Here is a 19,578-nt window from a genome sequence, read left to right on the forward strand (position 1 = left end):
TGACGCTAGGCGCGGAGCGTCTAGCGTCTAGCGTCTAGCGTCCGGCGGCTTGCTGGCCTTGGCCGGTTCTCGCGGCATAGGCGTTTGCAACACAGGCGGCCAGCCTCGCCGCCCGCTCCGCTATCGGATTGGATGGTTCAGAAGAGTAGGAGGCGGTAAACCGCAGGTCGGATGGGTGCCATTCGCAGTCGACGATGCGTAGTTTGCCGCTTGCGGTATACTCTTGGACGACTTCCTCGGGCAGAGTGGCTATGCCGATACCGTTGAGCGTCATCTTGATGGAGGCGGCAAGGGAATTAGCCGGAAAGATGCGCGGCGTCTCTTCCAACTCGCCAGTGAGCTTGCGGTAAAGCTCGCTGTAGGGTCTCGTGCTGCGCGCGTAGCTGATGATTGGAAACTGCATCAGGTCCTTCAGCGTCAGCTTGCGTCGGTTGGGCAATTTCAATTGCGGCGAGCAGACCCAGACCAGGGGAAAGGATGGCAGCTCGATATTCTCGATGCTGTATTCCAGTATAGGACCCATGAGCACTGCAAGATCGAGCCGATGGGACATGAGTTCATTGCGCAGGGTGGTCGTCGCATCGACGACAATATCGGTATCGACAAGCGGATAGTTCGCTTGCAGTTCCCTGAGAAAATCCGGAAGCCAGGTGTGCACGATGGATTCGGCAACCCCGAGCCGAAGCACCCCCGCCGTCTCCGAAAGAGAGTTGGCCGCCAGCTGCAGCCGTTCCGCGACGCGCAGGACCCGTTGAGCAGGTGGCAGCAGCCGTTGTCCCTCGGCGGTCAGCCTGACGGTGCCGCTCTGCCGCTCGAACAGCCTGGCACCCAGCGCTTCTTCCAGGCCGGCAATTCGCGTGGAGACCGCCGGCTGCGTCGTGTTCAGGCGTTCCGCCGCCTTTCGAAAGCTCCCGAAAGTCGCCACCAGGAGAAAGGTTTCGAGCTGCTTGATGTTGAAAGGGATCACGATTCAATGCCGGACAATAATCTGAGCACCGATCTTTGCTCCGTCATATAGGTCGATAACGTCCTTATTGGTCATGCGGATGCAGCCGGACGAATTGGCCTGTCCGACGGTCCATGGCTGATTGGCGCCATGGACGCGATAAAGCGTGTTTCCGATATACAACGCGCGGGCGCCCAATGGGTTGTTCGGCCCTCCCGCGACGCGCGCGGGCGGCAGGCGGCCCTTTGATGCTTCCCTGGATCGCATTTCGGCGGGCGGCCGCCAATCTGGCCAGTCTTTCTTGCTCGAAATCGTTGTCACGGCCGGACCCCTCCAGCCCTTCCTTGCCGACGCCCACCGCATATCGCAGCGCCTTGCCGTCTCCCAGGATGTAGTACAGGTGCCGCTCGGTGGTGTTGATCACGATCGATCCCTTCGGTTGAGCTTTGGTGACAGTCACGATCTCCCGGGGGATTGCCGACCACCCGGGCTGAATTTCTTCACCCGAAGTCCGGTCGCGACCGGAAGGGGAGACCAACACATTTCTTGCCTGATCGTAAGCCCAACTTCTGGGGTCATAACCGCTGTTCGATTGGGCCTGCGATGGCGCCATGGCGGCAATCAACGTGGCGGCGAGCAGAAGCGATGCACCCAATCTCCGGATGAGATGCGGGCTGATTGGAATCCTGCTTCCAAAAACGCTTGCGCGAGCATCGAGCTTCGCGAGCGAGATCTTGTTTGGCGCCACCGAGACCGATCCCCTTCTGCGAAGCATCGAACCGGCGATCACGAACCGGTGATTGATTCCAGCGCGCACCATATCGCGTTAGGGGTGGTTCGCAACATTTGGCACGGGAAGTTAATACGTAGTCCAATTGGACTTCCATTTCTCCAGTGTGAGCGATAGAGTGAAACCGGCGGGCAACCATGAAGCGAGCGACGCGGGTCACCACTCGTGGGTCGCTTGCAATAGGACCAAAGTTGACGGGACGCGGTATTTGCCATGCGGATCGGTTGTCGGGAGCCAGGGCTGCTTTTGCCGCCTGCGGCCTTGCCATGGTCTTGGCGCTCGGCCTTGGCTCGCAGCAGGCACACGCTGCCGAACCGCGCTGGCCCCCCGGTCCTTACAAATACATCACGGTCGACCAGTCGGTGACAGACGCGCTGGTCGAGCTTGGCCGCAACATGCGGGTGCCCATGCGTGTCAGCAAGCTTGTAAAGGGACGCCTCAGCGCCGGCATGCCGATGGGAACGGCCCGCGAGTTTCTGGAAGAGATTTGCAATCGATACGGGCTGGTCTGGCATTTCGACGGCATTGTCATGAACGTCGCAACCGAAGCCGAAATCCAGACGGAAATGATCCCGCTTGATGCAAACACGGCTGCCGGTGCGGAAGATCGGCTTTCGCGGCTGGGCGTCATCGATCCGAGGTTTCCGGTAAAGGTTTCCAAGCAAGACGATGTCGTCTCGGTATCGGGGCCACCCTCCTACATCGAACTGGTCAGGAAAACGCTCGGAGTTCCCGCGGCAACGGGCACGAAGCCGGAGCCGGGCAAGGTTGTTTCGGTCCGCGTTTTCCGCGGAAGGCAGGTGGAGGCGTATGATGTCCCCTCCGCCACGAAGAACTAGGAAACAGGAGGGCAGGTCCATGCAAATCGCGCCGATTGGAGCTCTGGAAGCTACGCTTGCAACCTTGACCACCAGCATAAGCTCGCAACAGCAGATCACCGCCGGCGCGGCGGCGCAGCCTGGCAACCGGATGGTCGGAGCCAAGCAGGAAAAGCGCGACGCCGCGAAGGTCAACACGCCTGAGCGCGGTGATGTCGCCACACGGGCAGGTCAGCAGGTGGCACAGGCATCGTCCGGAGCCAATCCGGCAATGGCTGGACAATCCTCAAAACCGGAAAGGACAGAGCCGATCGTCGAACGCCAGCTCTTCGACTATCTGGCCGAGGCCGAGAAGGCAGGGGGCGGGGCGCTCACGGATCCGTCGGCACTGTTCGGCTCCGCCGTTCAGTCGTTGGAAGGAACCATGCAACAGGTCCAGAAGGCCCTTGGTCGAGCGAACGCCCCTGTGAACGCTGATGCGGCCACGGTGCAGGACGCCGCCGGCAAGGCGGCCCCGTCAGGCAAGGAAGGCGAAAATTCCCCGGAAAAAAATGCCGCGCAACTCCTCGAACGATCCATTTCGGTGATGTGGGCAGCCGCCAATCTGGAGGTGGTAACGAGCAGCGTGACCGCCGTCACGTCGTCCACCAGCACGCTGATCAAACAACAGTAAGCGCTACGGAGTGTTCGTGCCCACGCCATCCCTGCCGCGGCGGTCAACGCTATTTAATCGATGCCGCGTGGCGTTGATTGTCATCGGCATGCTTGCGTTGCAGGCGTGTTCGGAGGAGCTCTATTCCAACCTCAACCAGCGGCAAGCCAACGAGATCGTGGCCACGTTGATGCGCCATGGGATTCCGGCCCAACGCGAGACCGCCAAAGATGGGAAACTGACGGTTTCCGTGCAGAAAAACCGGTTCGCCGAAGCAATGGCGATTCTGGATGAAAGCGGATTGCCCAAACAGGAATTCCAGACGCTGGGCGACGTGTTCAAGAGAGGTGGGCTCGTGTCCTCGCCGGTGGAAGAGCGGGCGGCGATGATCTATGGCCTGAGCCAGGAACTGTCGCAGACGATCTCGGATATAGACGGCGTGCTTTCCGCGCGTGTTCATCTCGTCTTGCCCGAAAACGATCCGCTGAGACAGCAACTGGTGCCGTCATCCGCCTCCGTCTTCATTCGGCATCGCGCATCGGTTCCGATGAATGAGCTGATCCCGCAGGTCAAGATGCTGGTGGCCAAGGGCATAGCCGGACTGACCTATGACAATGTGTCCGTCACCCTCATTCCGGTAACGGCGGCGACCCCAGAGCAGGGAACCGGCGAAGCGGAACTCACGACGTTCCTCGGCCTCTGGTTGCATCCGGACAGCATCGTCGCCGCGATGTGGCTGTTCTACGGCATGGCGGGAACCATACTCGCGCTGGCTGCCCGCCTGGCCTACATGCAGTGGTACCGACAATCCGGTGTCTATGCGCTCGAGGCTTCGGCAATGCCTGTGAAGAAGACATGACCCAGACCGGCTCGAAGCAACCAGCCAGCCTGGAATGGCAGGCATTCGTGTCCAACCTTGCATCCAATGTGGATGCGGCCAGGCTCGCGGAATGCTTTGACGGCACGATCGGCGAGGCTGCCTGCGGGCGCATGCTGCAGTCGCGACGTCTGAATGAACGATTGTCTGAGCTTCTGATCGAGCGTTACGGGCTCTCTTCAGCAGTCGAAGAGCCGGGCGACGAGGTCGATCGAGCGATCGCCTTGTCCTCTGGCGAGGAGTTGGAGGAACTTGCGCTTCGCGCCGGCGCGATCTACTGGGCCGGCAGTCTGGCCGCTGTCATTGTTGGACGCGAAGCGGCCGCGTGGCAGGCTGCGCTTGGCGCGGATCTCTGCGCTTTCGCGGTGGCCAACCGCGATCTGGCCGGTCCGATGCAGCGCTTGGAGCCCCTGGAGGACATCTACGCCCGTGTCTATGCCGACGGACTGAGTTGCCTTGGCGCCTGGTGTCAGGCGATGCCTGGCGGGACGAGCATGCGGGTACGCCTCAAGCTGGTGCCGCACGAGCTTGTCGATCAGACGGCAGCCGAACCCTTTGCCGAGACTGGTCCCGCGATTGTTCGACGAGCGATGAGCTAGACGGGATGGCCGAACCTGGCAAAGCGACCGATGCCGTGCCGAGGCGACCTTACGCCCGGATTCTGCGCGCTGCCGAGGTGCGCGCGCTGCAAGACGGGCATGCCTTTCTCGATGAAGCAAGGCGCGATGCGCAGCAGTTGCGTGATGCCGCTCGGCGAGCCTATGCGGCTGAATATGCGCAGGGCTATGAAGACGGCAAGGCGCAAGGCGATGCGGACGCCATGCGGTTGATGAGCGAGACGGCGGTCAAGGTGGATCGCTATTTTGGCGGGTTGGAAGCCGAAGTCATCAGCCTGGCCCTCGATGTCGTCAGGCGAATCCTTGGAGAATTCGATGTCAGCACGCTTGTCGCCAAGGCCGCAAGGCAGGCTGTGACTGAAATTCGCCGCGCCAAATATCTGAAAGTCCGAGTTCATCCCGCTTCCGTCGATAGGGTTCGCGATACGCTGGACGCGGTTCTGCGCGAGGGTGATCTCGGCATGACGGTCGAGATCGACGCTGATGACGCATTGGCAACCGGTGCCTGCATCGTTTCGACTGACTTTGCCGTCGTCGATGCGAGCATCGACGCGCAGCTCCAGGCTATCGCTGCCGCGATTGCGACAAAGGCGCAGGTTCCATGACAGAGCCCGCTGTTGATATCGAACGCCGTCTGGCTTCCGTCATTCCCAACCTGCGTTCCGCCCTCCGCGACGACGCCAGCCGGCCCAGGAAGGGGCGTGTGCGGCGGGTCATCGGCACGGTCATCCATGCGACCGTGGAGGAGGCCCGGATCGGCGAGATATGCGAACTGGTCGACCCCAGGACCGGCAAGATGACCAAGGCGGAAGTCGTCGGCCTGATGGACGAGATGGCGATCCTTGTTCCGCTTGGCGATCTGAACGGTCTTTCAAGCCTGACGGAGGTCGTTGCGACCGGAAAGGACCAGCGTGTGGCCGTCGGCCCCGGGCTTCTTGGTCGGGTGATCAGCGCGCTCGGCGAACCCTTGGATGGCAAGCCGCTTTCGCCGGATGGCATTACCGGCAGCTATCCGGTCAACGCCTATCCGCCGTCTCCGCTGGAACGCAGTTTGATTTCCGAGTCGATCCAGCTCGGAATCCGCGCCCTCGACGGGCTGCTCACTTGCGCGCGTGGGCAGCGCGTCGGCATCTTCGGCGAACCGGGCGTCGGCAAGTCGATCCTGCTTTCCGACATCGTCAGCGGTACCGATGCCGACGTTGCCGTCGTCGCCCTTGTCGGAGAACGCGGACGTGAAGTGCGCGAGTTCCTCGAACATCAGCTTGGGCCGCAAGGGCGGCAGCGCGCAATCGTCGTTGTCGCGACCTCCGACCGGCCTGCCATCGAGCGCGTCAAGGCCGCCTATGTGGCGACCAGCATTGCCGAATATTTTCGTGACCAGGGCAAGCACGTGCTGCTTGCGATGGACAACATAACGCGGTTTGCCCGTGCGCAGCGCGAGATTGGCCTGGCCTCGGGCGAGCCACCGACGCGTCGCGGCTTTCCATCTTCGCTGTTCGCGGTCTTGCCGCGCCTGCTCGAGCGATCAGGCCCCGGCCGCGTCGGTTCCATCACCAGCCTCTACAGCGTTCTTCTGGAAGGCGACGGCACGCTGGATCCTGTCGCCGAGGAAATTCAGGCGCTCCTCGATGGCCATGTCTTCCTGTCGAACGAACTCGCGCAGCGGAATCATTTCCCGGCCATCGACATCCTGCGCAGCCGAAGCCGCCTCATGGATGCGGTTGTGCCGCCGGCACATCGGTCTGACGCCAGCCACCTGCGTGAGTTGCTTGCCCGCTACGCCGATATCGAACTTCTGCTGCGGGTCGGTGAATACGAAAAGGGCAGCGATGCCATGGCGGACGAGGCGGTGGCGAAGATCGATGGCATCAATGCCTTTCTGCGTCAGGCGTCCGCCACACACGAGAGCATCGAGAAGACGCGCCAACTCATGCGGGAAATCGTCAATGAAAGATCGTGACATGATCGCTCGATTGCGCGACCTCAGACGCCGCCGGGAAGAACGCGCGAAGGAAGGCGTTATCAGAAGGCACGCGGCCGCGCACCGGGCCGCGAAGGAAGTTCAGGCGGCAGCCGCAGCGGTCACTGAACACCTCCAGCGCACGGTTGACGCAGAAGAGGCAGCGTTCGGTTCGCTGGTTGGGCAGCCGGTAAAGGCTGCCAGCCTCCATCGGCTTCAGGGGCGTTTTGAAGTCGCCGCCAGAAACACCGAACAGTTGCGCGAAAACGAGAAGATTGCCGGTGCCGCCCAGGAGCGACGGGAACAGGAGTTGTCGGCAGCCCGCAATGATCATCGTGCGAGCATGAAGGCCGTGACGAAGCTGGATGGACTGTTGGAGCATCTGATCAAACGCAGCGCGCGCCGTCGCCTGGCTCTTTCCGAGCTTGTCGAGGAAGAGGAACGCGCTCCGCTGCGCTTGCCTACAGAACAATAGCCATCCGTGATCGTGGATATGGAAGTGTAATGCCTCAGGCCCTGGCGTCGGCAAAAACGAAAGCGCGCGGAAAATCGGTGAAACAAACGGCCAGACTGCCGCGTGTCGGCGAACGGCTAACGCTGGAATCTGTTGCGGCCGTGGAAGTGGGGGCATTGAACGCCTTCTACCGCCGCCGCGCTCCCGCGCAGATCACCATCGCCGGGAAGGCAATGGCGATCGCTGCCGTCTGGCCGGCGGCGAACCCCGCGGACCAGCGGCTGTGCACGATTGCGTTCACCGTCGCAGACAAGGTCGCCAAATTGCGCCTGCCGCTTTCTGTCGTCGAACGGGCCTTCGCCAAGGCGGACGACGTGGTCGACATGAAACGACTGGCGCCTACTCACGCTGCACTGCTGCTGGAATCCGTATTCGAAGAGGACCTCGAAAGGATCGAGGGCAAGCTGGGTGAGAGGATCGCGCTCACGTCGGTTGAACGAAGAGATACGGTCTCGGAGCAAACCCCGTTCGCTTTTGTCATGGTCGGCAACGGCGAAACGATAGACTGCGTGTTGAACACGACTGACGCCCGCCTGGCGGCGCGGATCGGCCGCCTTCTCGACGAGATCGGCAAAGAGACGCCCCCGACCTCGGCCGAATTCCCGCTGTCGGTCTGCCTTCGGCGTGGCGCGCTGACGATCACCCTTGGCGAGCTTCAAAGCCTGCAGCCCGGCGATGTGGTGCTTTTCAGGGATGTCGAGGAAGAACGCATGGCGGCACTCGTCATTGCCGAGCGCCTTTATGCGCCGGTAACCTTGACTGCCGGTGGGCCGCAATTGCTTGCCGCGCCGACTGCAATCGCTGGATCGAATTGGGAGTGGACCATGAATCAGAACACGCCGCCGCCATCCGGGCAGACATTGGAAGAGTCGACCTTGGACGAGTTGCCGGTCGCGCTTGCCTTCGAGATCGGCCGCACGGCAATGGCTCTCGGGGAAGTCAGGCAGCTTGCGCCCGGCGCCATCGTTCCGCTCGCCGATGTGACGGACGAGAGCGTCGACATCATCGCCAACGGCAAGCGTGTCGGTCGTGGCGAGATCGTGCGGATCGGGGAAAACCTGGGCGTGCGGATCGTCCGTATGTTCGACAATGCTTGAGAATTCGCCAAACCTCCTTGGGATTCTGATCGCTGTCGGCTTCGTCGGCTTGCTGCCGCTGGCCGTCGTCACGATGACGGGTTTCTTGAAAATTTCGGTCGTGCTGTTTCTCGTCCGCAACGCGCTCGGCGTCCAGCAGATGCCGCCCAATCTGGTGCTCTACGGAATAGCGCTTGTGCTTACGGTCTATGTCACCACGCCGTTGCTGAGCGAAATGTCGGGCCGGCTTCAGGAGGGGCAGGTTCAGTTCCAGACCACGGACGACCTTGCCAGGGCCGCGCAACTGGTCAGGGAACCATTGCAGCGACATCTCATGAAATTTACCCAGCCGGAAGAACGGCGGTTCTTTCTCGACGGCACCAGTCGCCTGTGGCCGGAACAGGCGCGGCAGAATCTCAAGGACGACGATCTCTCGATCCTTGTTCCCGCCTTTGTCGCATCGGAGCTTACCCGCGCCTTCGAGATTGGCTTCCTGCTTTATCTTCCTTTCCTCATCATCGACATCGTTGTTGCGAACGTTCTGATGACGCTCGGCATGATCATGGTCTCGCCGGTTCTCATTTCGATTCCGCTGAAACTGTTCCTTTTCGTCGCCATTGATGGCTGGTCGCGGCTGATGCACGGCCTCATCTTGAGTTACGGCTGACACCGCGGGGTTTGCATGAGCAACGACTTCATCCTGGCGAAGGTCCAAAGCGCGCTTCTGACGGTGTTGCTCGCGTCCAGTCCGGCGATCATCGCGGCGCTGGCTGTCGGCATCCTAGTCGGTCTCGCCCAGGCGCTGACGCAGATTCAGGACCAGTCGCTGCCGCAGACGATCAAGCTCGTCGTGATCCTGTTGGTCATCATCGTCTTCGGCCCGTTGCTCGGCCAGCAGATCGCGGAGCAGGCCTCGACAGCGCTCGACGAATTCCCCGTCGTCACGCGCTGAGGCACGCGGATGCCGGTCGAACCAATCTTCGCGTCGGTCAGAGAGCTTCAGTTCTATCTTCTGGCAGGGGCTTTCGCGCTCGCACGCCTGACCGGTTTCATGCTCCTGATGCCGCTCTTTTCGCGCGTGCCGCTATCTGGGCTTCTGCGCAATGGCGTGGCTCTGGCGTTGGCGGTTCCGGTCTTTCCGATGATCGTGACCAGGCTGACGAACACCGACATCACGACAACGATGATCGTTCTGTACATGCTCAAGGAGGTCGTTGTCGGGGTGACGCTCGGGCTGGCAATGGGCATACCGTTCTGGGCGGCGGAGGCTGCGGGCGATATCGTGGACCTGCAGCGCGGTTCCACGATGGGAACCCTGATCGATCCGATGATGACCCATGAGACGAGTGCTACCGGCACCTTGCTCGCCGTCGTCATGGTCACGGTCTACCTCGCGGCCGGCGGCCTGCAACTTTCCCTGACCAGCCTCTACGACAGCTATGGCCTTTGGCCGATCGACCAACTTCTGCCCGTATTCAGCAAGGATGCAGCCGGAATCTTCCTCGGTCTGCTGAACCGCATTGTAATGATGGCGCTGACCCTCGTGTTCCCGCTCGTCATTAGTATGCTCCTGTCCGACATTGTGTTGGCCTTCCTGGCGCGCGCCTCGCCGCACCTGAATGTTTTTGCGCTTTCGCTGGTCGTCAAGACGCTGGTGTTCAGTCTCGTCTTTGTCCTCTATGCGGCTTTCCTGCTCTTCTACATGAACCGCGACCTTGGCTTTTTGCACGAGGCAGGCCGTCAGATAGAAGCGATCGGCTGCCGTAGCTGTCAATGAGAGCGGAAGCTTTATGAGTAATTGCTAATAATAACAGAAGCGCCGGTTGGTCGACCAATAAATACAATTTATCGACGAGGAAAGATTCTGATAATTTGACAAGCGGCTGACCCGTCGATGATCTTACGCGCTCTCGACGTGTCTCTGAACATGCATACGCCTCGGAATCCATGGCTCGCCAAACCACTTCATTGATCTATGAGGATTTGCGATTGGTCGATGCAGACAGGCTGCGCAGACTGGTCAGAATGGGCGCCTATGAAGGGCATACGGGAGGGCTTGCGCGCGGCAAGCTTCAGGCCAATGTTGCGATTGTGCCCCGCAGCTTCGCTGGCGATTTTCATCAGTTTTGCGTCCGCAATCCGAAACCCTGTCCTTTGGTGGGCGTGAGCCGTACCGGCAGCCCATTGCTCCCAGGCCTGGGTGATATCGATATCCGCACCGATGCGCCCCAGTACAACATCTATTGTTTCGGGGAGATGATCTGCCAGACAACGGACATTATCGACCTGTGGCGGGATGACTTCGCCGCTTTCGCGCTCGGCAGTTCGCTTACCGTCGAAGCTGCACTTGCCGAAAAGGGCGTGAAACTCCGTCGCATCGGCTGCGGCAAAGCCTCGCCCAAGTTTCGAACCAGAATCGAGACGTGCCGCGTCGGACCGTTTGGTGGCGAAATGGTTGTCTCGATGCGGCCGGTGAAACGGTGCGACGTCGACAAGGTTCGCGCGCTTACCGCACGCTTCCCGCAAGCCCACGGCTCTCCCATCCATGTCGGAGAGCCCGCGATCATCGGCATAAGCGACTTGATGGCTCCCGACTGGGGCGATGCGGTCGAAATCCTGAAAGGAGAGGTCCCTGTTTTCTGGGCCAGCAGCCTGACCGCCCAGGACGCACTTGCTCGTGCCGAACTCGCGATTTCGATCACAGTGTCGCCCGGACACATGCTGATCACCGACGTGGATGCTCAAGCGCATGCCGGTCCTGTCGATAGTCTGCGAAAGCATGGAATCGCCAATCGGTGGAAATTCGTCAATGAAATCAAAAGCTCGAATATTTGACGGTCCGCCAGCCCATTCACGAAGCTCGAATCGTCTGAAGCAAGAAACAGCGCGGCCGTCGCAATTTCCTCAGGACGCCCCATCCTTCCCCGCGGGATCAGGGATTCGAACATCTGCTTCGCCTCCTCGGTGAGAACCTGGTCCTGCATCGGTGTGGCGATGGGGCCCGGGTGCAGCACGTTCACCCGGATATTCCTGTCCTTCAGCTTGTTGAGCCACCCGCGTGCGAATGCGTGCAACGCCGCCTTGCTCGCCGCATACACGCTATAACCAGGAAAACCTTTGATCGAAGCAACTGATCCGGTCATGAAGATCGACCCGCCATCGTTGAACAGCGGCAAGGCCTTTTGCACCGTAAACAGCGTGCCGCGCGTATTCAGGCCGAAGGTCGCATCGAAATGCTGCTCGGTAATCTCGCCCAGCAGGACCGCCTCACCAGTGCCGGCGCTCGCATACAGGACGTCGATCTTGCCCTTTTCCCGCTTGACTGTATCGAACAGGCGGTCGAGGTCGTCGAGATTGGCCGCATCGCCGCGCACGCCGGTCACGTTCCGGCCAATCAGCCTGATGGCCTCGTCGAGCGCCTCCTGCCTCCGGCCCGTGATGAAAACGAAGGCGCCTTCTTCAACGAACCGCTTGGCGCTCGCCAGCGCCATGCCGCTCGATCCACCCGTGATGACTGCAACCTTATCGTCAAGCTTTCCCATGACTTCTCCTTTCAGGCTCTGCTTTTGGGGAAGAACCCCGAGAGCCTGGAAGTAAGTCTGCCGGGGTCAGCCTTTGAGTGCGGAAAGGCGCACATCGGTGGTGCAAAATCGATCCGGCTGGACGACTGACGCCAGCCGTGACGATCGGTGTCCGCCGTTGGGAATTCGGCCGTGCTTGTCAGCATGGGCTATGATGACCGCCCCGCGCCACCTACATACGAGACGCTGTTCGATGTGTTGGACACAGGCTTTGGAAGGCGCACCTTGCGGTGCGGGATTGCACCATGGTCGACTGGGATGACGTTCGCTACTTTCTTGCCGTCGCACGCGGAGGCTCGGTGCGGGCTGCCGCCGCGCATCTCGGGGTGAATCATTCAACCGTGCTGCGACGCATCGCCCAGCTTGAGGAGCGCCTCGGGGCGCAGATGTTCGAAAAGCTGCCTTCGGGCTACCGGCTGACGGCTGCGGGGGAGGAGGTCCTCGAGCTCGCGAACCAGATGGAAGCGTCGTCGCACCAGCTGGAGACGCGCGTCTTCGGGCGCGACCAGAGCGTGCGCGGGCTTCTGCGGGTGACGCTGGCGCCGCCCCTCGCGACACATCTGCTGATGCCGGACTTCGCCGATTTCGCGCGTCTGCATCCCGACATCGAGATGGAAATTTTGTCGTCCGGTGAGCTGGCAAATCTGACCAACCGGGAGGCCGACGTGGCGATCCGCGTCGTCTACGACCGCAAAACCCTGCCGCTCAATCTTCATGGCATGAAGGGACCGGAGCTGTTCGGCGGCGTCTACATGTCCCGGGATCGACTAGCCGCGTGGCGTGCGGGCGCGCCTGATCCCATCCGGTGGATCGTCATAAGCATTCATGGAATCCCGGACTGGGCCAGCGAGGGTGAGGTTCGCACCACGGGGGTTCCATTCAGGACCACGGACGGCGAGGCGCAGATCGCTGCCGTACGGCAAGGGCTCGGGATGACGACAATGCCATGCTTCGTTGGAGATGCCGACCCCCTACTGGTGAGGGTGCCGGGTACCGACCTGCACATGTACGGAACGGTTTGGCTTCTCACACAGGGCGAGACACGCAAGACGAAGCGCGTGCGGCTCTTCACCGAGTTCGTATCCCGCAGGCTCGCCGCGTACGCGCCGCTTCTCGCGGGGCTGTCCATATCGCGCGACTGACGCGCGGCAGGTCGCCGGCGGACGCGGCCAGGCGGCGCTTCTGAGTTAGTGGTGCAGACGCGACAATTGAAATCCAGGCTTGTGTTCGACGCCAGATAACAGCGATTCCGCCGACCGGAACATCTCTTCGAATTCCAGTTCGTTTTCAAACACCACACCGCCGACGCTGATGGCCAGGACATCCTCGGTTCCTTTCGGCGCGAAATAGGCTTGCGCCACGCGCGCCCGGATACGCTCGCCGATCTCCTTGGCGTCGTCTTCTGTCGCACCGGGCAGAAAGACCCCGAACATGGACGTTCCGATGCGCCCCACCAGATCCTCCTTGCGCACCGATGACTGAATGGTCGAGGCTATGAGCCGCAAGGCTTCGTCACCCCAGCCCAGCCCGAAGCGCAGGTTGATGGACCTGATGTGTTCGGGATGAATGACCAGGAAGGCGCCAGATCTTGGACCGGACGAGTCCTGCCTGGTTGTTCTCCTGTCGACCATCGACGTGAAGACCGTGCGGTTCAGGCAGCCTGTCAGGCTGTCAAAGGTCGCCGACTTGTTGAGTTCTCTTCGATAGTGGCCGAGTTCGATCCGCTGCAGGCCAATGAACAGGAGAAGCGGGCAACCGATGATGACCGGCAACAGGATCGCTGTGACCATGCTGCGGCCGAACGGCGTCAATGCTTCCGAGAACAGAAGCAGATAGTTGAGGCCAATGGAGAGCAGCAAAATTCCCGCCAATCCCAGGGCGGTAAGCCATGCGACCTCTTTCCATTGCTTGGGCGAACTATTCGCCATCGGTGTCATCATTAGTCAATCTCCCGCTTGATCGACTAGCATAGGCCAGGGTGCTGCACATTCAGTTTCGAGGAATCATACAATTTGAGTAATGGCGCAATCGCCTACCATCGGCCCGAAACCTGGCTTCAAAGCAAGGCTGCGCTGGTAACGGTAGCGACACCGAATTGTCGGTTATTGTGGCGGGCCGAATATGCCCATCTCGGCATCCTTGGCCACTGCCTCCGCCTTGCCGTACATCCCACCTGCCAAGGCCGTCGCCCAGCCGTTGGAAACAAGCCAGGCACCGACATCCTGTTTGCCCAGATTGCACGGTGCGGCAATGGCGAAACGATCGATCTCCGGCGGCACGACGCAATTAAGTGCCCGACCGCGCAGCCAGGAATTGAAAGCCGCCCGTGCACGTTGGCCGCAAGGCCAGGCGACGTCCCGAAACGAACAGGCCTTGTCCAGGTCGATGCCCTGGACCCCGCTGATGGCTACCGTGCGCCCCATGGATTCGAAGGTCGCCGAGGAGGTGGCAACCGGTTGGTACAGCAGGACCGCTGTCCAATCCTTTGGCATCCGCATCCCTGCAGGCGAAGCCAGGCCAAGGTCGCCGAGCGGCGGGCGCGGCTCCGCCCGTTCGATTTGCGCCGGGTCAAGCTGTGGCGGCGCGATAAGGTCCTGGGCAATCTTTCGTGCCCGTCCTCGCCATGGCGTATTGGCGACGGTCGCAACCGGTCGCATTGGCTGGTTGTCGTCGATGGATTGACGTGGCGCTGGTACCGGCCGATCGGTGGGAAGCAGATCGGCGGCTCGGATGATCAACAAGACGCCGGTCAGAAGCAGCAGGCTCCCGAGCAACACCACCAAGCGATCGCGCCTCAGCCAGCCCATCAGCTCAAGCAGATCCCAAGGCGTCTTGCCCCTCAGTACCCCGACGTCGATTTGGCGACCAGTTTGAGCGCACCTTTTTGAACCTGATAAAATGGCATGGATCGTTCACTGGAGCCATCCGCCCGAAACCGGAACAAGCCGGTCGATCCGCGAAATCCGCTCCGATTCTCGAGCACCTGCTTGTTGAAGCCGTCGGGCCCGACCGAACTTGCAATCCCCGCTGTCAGGGCGACCATATCATAGGCGTAGGCGACATTGGGGTCGGCAGGATAATTGTAGGTCGTCTTGAAGCGGTCGGCGATTGGACCGGTTTCGCTTGGGTCGAGCGTGGCGATGTAGGATCCTTCAAACAGCGGCTCGATCGGATGCTCCAGCCAGCGGTTGGTTCCAACGACGGCGACTGCTTTTCCAGGAATGCCTTTCGATTTGAGCGCCGCGAGGATCTGCGACGGGCTATCGTCTCCGCTGGCGATGACGATGGCATCTGGAGCCTCGACAAGTGAGCCCATGTCGTTGACTGCTTTTGTGCCGCCGTCACCGGCCGAATACGGAATGGTGACGGCGAGCGTCGCGCCATAGATGCTGAGGCTGTTGGCGACCCGCTTTTCAACCGCGCCGGCATTCGCGCCGGCCGCGACGAGCAGCACGAACTTCTTGCTGCCTTTAGCCGCCAGGCCGGCAGCGCCCGCGGCCGCACTGTCGGCCTCGTTGAGGCGCACTGCATAGACGCCTGGGCCGCCGGCGAAATTGTCGGCCAGCGCCAGCACCGGCGGCCGCTGCGATCCCGAAAGCTTGGCTATGTGCTGAGCGGCAGCAAGCTCGACCGGACCGATGACGATCTTGGTTCCGGTGGTGATCGCCTTCACCGCCAATTCGCTGGCGTGCGCGCTGTCACCCTTGGTGTCCTCGACCGTAACCGTGAGCAGTGCATTGCCAAGATCGGCCATCGCGAGCTTGGTTGCATCGAGCATCTTCCTGCCGTTTTCGCCGGCGGCTCCAGGGGCCGACAAAGGCAGCAGCATCGTGACCTTCGTCGACCCGGTGCCAAGCGATTGCGTGGCCTGGGCCGGGCTGGCAGCAGCGCCGGCGGCCGGCGCTCCAGGTGCGGCGATCGCCGCCGGATCGAGGGCGTCCGAGACGCTGCCTTTCGACTGGCAGCCTGACACCATCACCGCAAACGCGAACGCCCACGTCCACGAAGTGTGGCCCTGCCAGCCAGATACCATAATGCCTCCCCATATCCCGCCGGGTGTTTGTTCCGGTCTCATCCCATTCATCTTACGGCAGACTTGCCTCGCCGTCTTTGTATTTGCCGGACCGTGGTTTAGAGCAATTCCAGGAAAAGTGCGAAGCGGTTTTCCGTCCGGAATTGCGTAAAAACAAGGAGGTAGAGCAGTTCGCCGTTTCCACGAAACGGCGACTGCTCTAACCATCGAAGAGTCTTGCCCGGAGCGCCTTGATCACCCTGGCTTGACCGGCGCTTCGATAGTCGGCGCATTTCATGTATCGCGGCCCGGGCACGAACAGCCGGCGCACGCAAATCCGCTTCCCCTGGGCAGGGGCGCCGTCATCTCCTGCTGCCGGGAATGCGGAAAAGCCGAACGTCGCCACCGGTAGCGGACCGGCAACGGTGACGCCTTCCCTCGCCAGGATTGCACGCGCACGCCGGCAGTAGCGGACCGAAAGTTCGGAGAACCGGGTTTCACCGTGCCCGGCGCGATATTTCATGACGGTGGTGCAGAGATCGCCTGCGGCAAGGCTGTTTGCCTGCGCCAGGTATCTGACGCCGAGCGCGATGTTGGTTGCAGGCGCGCCAAGCTCGTCGAGCGAACCGCGAAAGCCGAGCATTCGCGCCGTCCCCGGCATCACCTGCATCAAGCCGACTTCGCCATCGGCGCCGTGCACATCGGCATCGAAACTGCTTTCGATCTCCATCACCGCGTGCGCCAGCACTGGCTCCAGGCCGTAGAGCGATGCCTGGCATGTTGCGAAAGCCTTGAATGTCTCGCGCGTCCATTCCGGGGCGGCGTCACAGCGGGCTTGCCGCGTCAACGCGGACGGTTGTGGTCTTTCCAGGCCAGGTCGTTCCAGCCAGTTCGCGCGGGCTTGCGGGGCAAGCTGGCCAAAGCCGGTCAATGCGATCGCTCCTGCGATCGCCCTCGTCAATCGTGCGCCGACCATCGGGTCAGCCAACCGGCACGGCCAGATCCCTTCCGGTCAGTTCATGTACTCGACCATGCGGTCGTGGAAGCACTCGCACTTGTTGAGGGTGTCTTCGTCCTTGTAGTTCGTCTTGAGATAGCCATAGGCCATGCCGCAGGCGACCTTGGCTTCCGACGCCCAGACGAAGGCGGGGCGCGAAGAGTTGATCCATTCCGAGCTATTGGCGACGGCCACCGACTCGTCCATCAGCTTCACCACCTCGGACTTGAGATCGACGATGTTGTCGTTCAGCACCAGGTTCGACGTGCCGACCGTTCGGCAATAGTCGGCCACCGGCCCTTCGATGATGTCGGCGGCGTAACCCGTCGATCCGACTGCCAGCAACAGCGTCGCAGCGGAAACCAGCAGTCTTGCAGAACGTTTCATGATGAACTCCCCTCAATATTAGCAATGTATAACATGGTCGCGTGGCCACGCGCCATACCGTTAAACCTGGTTTGCAGTGGTTGTGTGCTGGGTTACGCCATCGTCGTAGAGAAGCGTGATCGTGTTGGCCGCAGGGTGGTTCTGCAGCGTTGCGACATCGACGAAATTGGCGCCGCCGGTGGTGCCGTTGGCGTCAACGCTGAGCGTGCCCGTCGCCGCATCGTAGTTGACGAAGTCACCGACATTGGCGCCGCCAGGTGCGGTGTCGAACAGAGACGTCAGGTCGATCTTGTCGCCCTCGCCGCCATTGAAGTCGGTGATAAGATCCTTGATGTTCAGTTCTAGGTGGTCGAGCTTGAACGTGTCGGCACCAGTGCTGCCGGTCATCGTATCTGCTCCTGCGCCGCCTACGAGGAGGTCGTTGCCGGCCCCACCATTGAGTGTGTCGCTGCCTGTACCGCCGACGAGCGTGTCGTTACCGCCGCCACCGTTCAAAATGTCGGTCCCGGCTCCTCCATACAGGAGATTCGCAAAACCGTCGCCCGTTATTGTGTCGCCGTAAGCAGACCCGACAATATCAGGCATGGCCACTGTCGACGTGTAGATATGCGATGCGCCTGCAGCGTCTGCCGAGTGATCCTGAAGTCCGGTCCCACTCAGCGTGACGCCGATCGCACTTGTCGCCGTGTCACCATCTCCATCCACGATCTGGATCGGCAGGTTGAAGGTGACGGGATCGGTGGTCTGAACGGCTGCGCCGAATCCGGTAATGGCGAAGTCGTTGCCGCTGTTGTCAGTCGGAGATGAGTTCAACAGCTCCAGGCTGTTGTAACCATCGGCGGTGAACGTAGCGACGGAAACGTGCGTATCAAGCACGCCCGTTATCTGGGCGGCATATTTGCCGTCGCCCAAATCGACGAATTGAACCGTATAACTTCTGTCCGTCAGCCCCCCCAGGCTGCCTATTGTATATGGCGTTGCCGTGATGCCAATGTCCGCGAACGCGACGACCTGCGTTTCACCGTCATAGGTTATGGCGACTGACGAGATCGAATCGTGATGGCCATCGCCAACTATCTTGTTGCCGTCTGTGGCGGTGGTAGTGTTGTCGTCGAACGCGGTAATTTTAAGGACGGTATCGCTGGTTCCATCGCCAAACGTGAATGCGGCGCCATTGGCCACATAGTGGCTGTCGAATACGTGATCACGATTAGCGACAGTACCGTAACCGCCAGCCCCCATTGAGTTGCCCGTCAAATCCTGGACAAAGTCGACCCGGACGCCTTCGCCCGCTCCGATATTCTGTCCGCCATTGCCGCCGCCGGCACCAAAGGAATTCGCGTTCCCGTTAATGGTCGTTGCAGTGCCGAAGGGCGTGAAGAGCACGTCCCTCGAATCGTCGTTCACAGGGGTACCGGAGTTTTTCTGGCCGTTGGGCACGAAGCCGGCCCAAGCGCCGTTGCCGCCATCGAAATCATACGACCCGCCGGTGAAACTCACTTGCGCTAGGCTGTCTACCGTTCCGTCCATGTCCACGGAATAAGTTGGATTGGCGCTTTGGGGGTCGAGCGTGACCGTGAAAACCGTCGCGCCATTGGCAATACCATATAAGGTGTGACCGTCCGCCGACAGGTCGTAGATGATATGCGCGCCGCCCGACGTCAGCCCGCTGTCCGCGTTGTCGAGAGACGCCGCGAACTTCACCGTGCCGGCGCCGTCCGCCCCGTAGTTGTTTGATAGCGTGTGGTCTTCGTCCAAGGCGAATATGACCTGGTTCCCTGCTCCATTCGACAGCACCGCATATTCCGGCGTGACCGCCGTCGGCACGTCGTCGACGATGCGGACCGACAGTGTGCCGGGAGCCGAGACATCGCCATCGGTGTCGGTGACCGTCACCGTCATGTTGTCGAAGATGGAATCGGTGCCGGCTGCGGGATGGGTCTCGTTGTCGAGAAGCGTGTAGGTGTAGCTGACCTGTCCGGTACCGGCATTGAAGCCGTTGATGGTCAGGGTGTTGCCGTCGGGGGTCGTGACGTTGACCGGGACCGAGGCGCTGTTGGTGAGGGCCGCCGCCGAGATCGCGGTGCCGTTGATGGTCAGCGTCGCAATGCCGTCGGGCGAGGTGATGGTGAAGGTGCCGGTGTTGTGCTCCGACGGATCGCCGTCGGCGCCGGCTGCAGCCAGTTCGCCCGAGCCTTCCGAGCCGGAGCTTGCCGGCAGGCCCTTCTCGTTGACGGTGGTGTCGCCGCCGCTGCCCTGCGGCGTCAGGTCGCCCACGGTGGGCGTTCCATCGCCGATCGAGATGGTCAGCGTGGTGTGCGAGGTGTCGCCGTCGCCGTCCTTTAGGGTGT

At 61.2% G+C, this 19,578-nt stretch carries 22 protein-coding genes and 1 pseudogene; 14 read left to right on the forward strand and 9 right to left on the reverse strand.

Annotated features, from left to right (window positions below):
- Positions 1 to 34 precede the first annotated feature (34 nt).
- Positions 35 to 967, reverse strand: coding sequence for a LysR family transcriptional regulator (locus ACWGTO_RS25155; RefSeq protein ID WP_454577503.1), 933 nt, complete (start codon positions 965 to 967; stop codon positions 35 to 37).
- A gap of 3 nt (positions 968 to 970) precedes the next feature.
- On the reverse strand, positions 971 to 1,309 hold the full coding sequence (locus tag ACWGTO_RS25160) for a L,D-transpeptidase (RefSeq protein ID WP_454577504.1): 339 nt from the start codon (positions 1,307 to 1,309) through the stop codon (positions 971 to 973).
- Between the two features lie 248 nt (positions 1,310 to 1,557).
- Between ACWGTO_RS25160 and ACWGTO_RS25165 the strand changes: the two genes are divergently transcribed.
- From ACWGTO_RS25165 to ACWGTO_RS25225, 13 genes are all read left to right on the forward strand, one after another.
- Positions 1,558 to 1,746: a hypothetical protein gene (locus tag ACWGTO_RS25165; RefSeq protein ID WP_454577505.1), complete on the forward strand. Its 189-nt coding sequence runs from the start codon at positions 1,558 to 1,560 to the stop codon at positions 1,744 to 1,746.
- Between the two features lie 214 nt (positions 1,747 to 1,960).
- The gene (locus ACWGTO_RS25170; RefSeq protein ID WP_454577506.1) at positions 1,961 to 2,575 is read left to right on the forward strand and encodes a type III secretion protein; all 615 of its coding nucleotides are present in this window, start codon (positions 1,961 to 1,963) and stop codon (positions 2,573 to 2,575) included.
- 19 nt (positions 2,576 to 2,594) lie between these two features.
- Complete coding sequence (locus ACWGTO_RS25175; RefSeq protein ID WP_454577507.1) at positions 2,595 to 3,227, forward strand: hypothetical protein; 633 nt, start codon at positions 2,595 to 2,597, stop codon at positions 3,225 to 3,227.
- Positions 3,228 to 3,294: 67 nt separating this feature from the next.
- Complete coding sequence (gene sctJ / locus ACWGTO_RS25180; protein WP_454577508.1) at positions 3,295 to 4,065, forward strand: type III secretion system inner membrane ring lipoprotein SctJ; 771 nt, start codon at positions 3,295 to 3,297, stop codon at positions 4,063 to 4,065.
- Positions 4,062 to 4,682 (forward strand): SctK family type III secretion system sorting platform protein, encoded by a 621-nt coding sequence (locus ACWGTO_RS25185; RefSeq protein ID WP_454577509.1) that lies wholly within the window; start codon positions 4,062 to 4,064, stop codon positions 4,680 to 4,682. Before sctJ ends, ACWGTO_RS25185 begins: the two co-directional genes overlap by 4 nt.
- Positions 4,683 to 4,687: 5 nt before the next feature.
- Entirely contained in the window at positions 4,688 to 5,305 is a 618-nt protein-coding gene (gene sctL / locus ACWGTO_RS25190; protein ID WP_454577510.1) for a type III secretion system stator protein SctL, read from the forward strand.
- Positions 5,302 to 6,660: a FliI/YscN family ATPase gene (locus ACWGTO_RS25195; RefSeq protein ID WP_454577511.1), complete on the forward strand. Its 1,359-nt coding sequence runs from the start codon at positions 5,302 to 5,304 to the stop codon at positions 6,658 to 6,660. Before sctL ends, ACWGTO_RS25195 begins: the two co-directional genes overlap by 4 nt.
- On the forward strand, positions 6,647 to 7,135 hold the full coding sequence (locus tag ACWGTO_RS25200) for a hypothetical protein (RefSeq protein WP_454577512.1): 489 nt from the start codon (positions 6,647 to 6,649) through the stop codon (positions 7,133 to 7,135). Before ACWGTO_RS25195 ends, ACWGTO_RS25200 begins: the two co-directional genes overlap by 14 nt.
- A 77-nt stretch (positions 7,136 to 7,212) precedes the next feature.
- The gene (sctQ, locus tag ACWGTO_RS25205; RefSeq protein WP_454577513.1) at positions 7,213 to 8,271 is read left to right on the forward strand and encodes a type III secretion system cytoplasmic ring protein SctQ; all 1,059 of its coding nucleotides are present in this window, start codon (positions 7,213 to 7,215) and stop codon (positions 8,269 to 8,271) included.
- Positions 8,264 to 8,917, forward strand: a complete 654-nt coding sequence (gene sctR / locus ACWGTO_RS25210; protein WP_454577514.1) for a type III secretion system export apparatus subunit SctR — start codon at positions 8,264 to 8,266, stop codon at positions 8,915 to 8,917. Before sctQ ends, sctR begins: the two co-directional genes overlap by 8 nt.
- 15 nt (positions 8,918 to 8,932) lie before the next feature.
- Entirely contained in the window at positions 8,933 to 9,202 is a 270-nt protein-coding gene (locus ACWGTO_RS25215; RefSeq protein WP_023758730.1) for an EscS/YscS/HrcS family type III secretion system export apparatus protein, read from the forward strand.
- 9 nt (positions 9,203 to 9,211) lie between these two features.
- Positions 9,212 to 10,027: a type III secretion system export apparatus subunit SctT gene (gene sctT / locus ACWGTO_RS25220; protein ID WP_454577515.1), complete on the forward strand. Its 816-nt coding sequence runs from the start codon at positions 9,212 to 9,214 to the stop codon at positions 10,025 to 10,027.
- A 170-nt stretch (positions 10,028 to 10,197) separates the two neighbouring features.
- Complete coding sequence (locus ACWGTO_RS25225) at positions 10,198 to 11,085, forward strand: D-glutamate cyclase family protein (RefSeq protein ID WP_454577516.1); 888 nt, start codon at positions 10,198 to 10,200, stop codon at positions 11,083 to 11,085.
- A gap of 8 nt (positions 11,086 to 11,093) precedes the next feature.
- On the opposite strand, the pseudogene ACWGTO_RS25230 reads toward ACWGTO_RS25225, so the two are convergent.
- Positions 11,094 to 11,792 (reverse strand): annotated as a pseudogene (locus tag ACWGTO_RS25230) (SDR family NAD(P)-dependent oxidoreductase); the annotation flags it as partial.
- 284 nt (positions 11,793 to 12,076) lie between these two features.
- On the opposite strand from ACWGTO_RS25230, the gene ACWGTO_RS25235 reads away from it, so the two are divergent.
- Positions 12,077 to 12,973, forward strand: a complete 897-nt coding sequence (locus ACWGTO_RS25235; RefSeq protein ID WP_454577517.1) for a LysR family transcriptional regulator — start codon at positions 12,077 to 12,079, stop codon at positions 12,971 to 12,973.
- 45 nt (positions 12,974 to 13,018) lie between these two features.
- On the opposite strand, the gene ACWGTO_RS25240 is transcribed toward ACWGTO_RS25235, so the two are convergent.
- From ACWGTO_RS25240 to ACWGTO_RS25265, 6 genes are all read right to left on the reverse strand, one after another.
- Positions 13,019 to 13,771, reverse strand: coding sequence for a GGDEF domain-containing protein (locus ACWGTO_RS25240; RefSeq protein WP_454577518.1), 753 nt, complete (start codon positions 13,769 to 13,771; stop codon positions 13,019 to 13,021).
- Positions 13,772 to 13,933: 162 nt separating this feature from the next.
- On the reverse strand, positions 13,934 to 14,638 hold the full coding sequence (locus tag ACWGTO_RS25245) for a thermonuclease family protein (RefSeq protein WP_454577519.1): 705 nt from the start codon (positions 14,636 to 14,638) through the stop codon (positions 13,934 to 13,936).
- 32 nt (positions 14,639 to 14,670) lie between these two features.
- Entirely contained in the window at positions 14,671 to 15,864 is a 1,194-nt protein-coding gene (locus tag ACWGTO_RS25250; RefSeq protein WP_454577520.1) for an ABC transporter substrate-binding protein, read from the reverse strand.
- Positions 15,865 to 16,063: 199 nt separating this feature from the next.
- Entirely contained in the window at positions 16,064 to 16,774 is a 711-nt protein-coding gene (locus tag ACWGTO_RS25255) for a lytic transglycosylase domain-containing protein (RefSeq protein WP_454577521.1), read from the reverse strand.
- A gap of 81 nt (positions 16,775 to 16,855) precedes the next feature.
- A complete protein-coding gene (locus tag ACWGTO_RS25260; RefSeq protein ID WP_352558739.1) occupies positions 16,856 to 17,227 on the reverse strand; it encodes a hypothetical protein in 372 nt (123 codons plus the stop codon).
- A gap of 60 nt (positions 17,228 to 17,287) precedes the next feature.
- Positions 17,288 to 19,578 (reverse strand): type I secretion C-terminal target domain-containing protein (locus ACWGTO_RS25265; protein ID WP_454577522.1); only part of this gene is annotated, 2,291 nt, incomplete at its 5' end.

The sequence above is a fragment of the Mesorhizobium sp. PL10 genome (genome assembly GCF_053714315.1).

Bases quoted from the DNA above. Each gene is read 5' to 3' on its own strand.
- ACWGTO_RS25175 (WP_454577507.1), top strand. From the start codon at position 2,595: ATGCAAATCGCGCCGATTGGAGCTCTGGAAGCTACGCTTGCAACCTTG.
- ACWGTO_RS25240 (WP_454577518.1), bottom strand. From the start codon at position 13,771: ATGATGACACCGATGGCGAATAGTTCGCCCAAGCAATGGAAAGAGGTC.
- sctR (WP_454577514.1), top strand. From the start codon at position 8,264: ATGCTTGAGAATTCGCCAAACCTCCTTGGGATTCTGATCGCTGTCGGC.
- ACWGTO_RS25235 (WP_454577517.1), top strand. From the start codon at position 12,077: ATGGTCGACTGGGATGACGTTCGCTACTTTCTTGCCGTCGCACGCGGA.
- ACWGTO_RS25165 (WP_454577505.1), top strand. From the start codon at position 1,558: ATGGCGGCAATCAACGTGGCGGCGAGCAGAAGCGATGCACCCAATCTC.
- ACWGTO_RS25260 (WP_352558739.1), bottom strand. From the start codon at position 17,227: ATGAAACGTTCTGCAAGACTGCTGGTTTCCGCTGCGACGCTGTTGCTG.
- sctL (WP_454577510.1), top strand. From the start codon at position 4,688: ATGGCCGAACCTGGCAAAGCGACCGATGCCGTGCCGAGGCGACCTTAC.
- ACWGTO_RS25185 (WP_454577509.1), top strand. From the start codon at position 4,062: ATGACCCAGACCGGCTCGAAGCAACCAGCCAGCCTGGAATGGCAGGCA.
- ACWGTO_RS25225 (WP_454577516.1), top strand. From the start codon at position 10,198: ATGGCTCGCCAAACCACTTCATTGATCTATGAGGATTTGCGATTGGTC.
- ACWGTO_RS25160 (WP_454577504.1), bottom strand. From the start codon at position 1,309: ATGCGGTGGGCGTCGGCAAGGAAGGGCTGGAGGGGTCCGGCCGTGACA.
- ACWGTO_RS25245 (WP_454577519.1), bottom strand. From the start codon at position 14,638: ATGGGCTGGCTGAGGCGCGATCGCTTGGTGGTGTTGCTCGGGAGCCTG.
- ACWGTO_RS25195 (WP_454577511.1), top strand. From the start codon at position 5,302: ATGACAGAGCCCGCTGTTGATATCGAACGCCGTCTGGCTTCCGTCATT.
- ACWGTO_RS25250 (WP_454577520.1), bottom strand. From the start codon at position 15,864: ATGGTATCTGGCTGGCAGGGCCACACTTCGTGGACGTGGGCGTTCGCG.
- sctT (WP_454577515.1), top strand. From the start codon at position 9,212: ATGCCGGTCGAACCAATCTTCGCGTCGGTCAGAGAGCTTCAGTTCTAT.
- ACWGTO_RS25200 (WP_454577512.1), top strand. From the start codon at position 6,647: ATGAAAGATCGTGACATGATCGCTCGATTGCGCGACCTCAGACGCCGC.
- ACWGTO_RS25215 (WP_023758730.1), top strand. From the start codon at position 8,933: ATGAGCAACGACTTCATCCTGGCGAAGGTCCAAAGCGCGCTTCTGACG.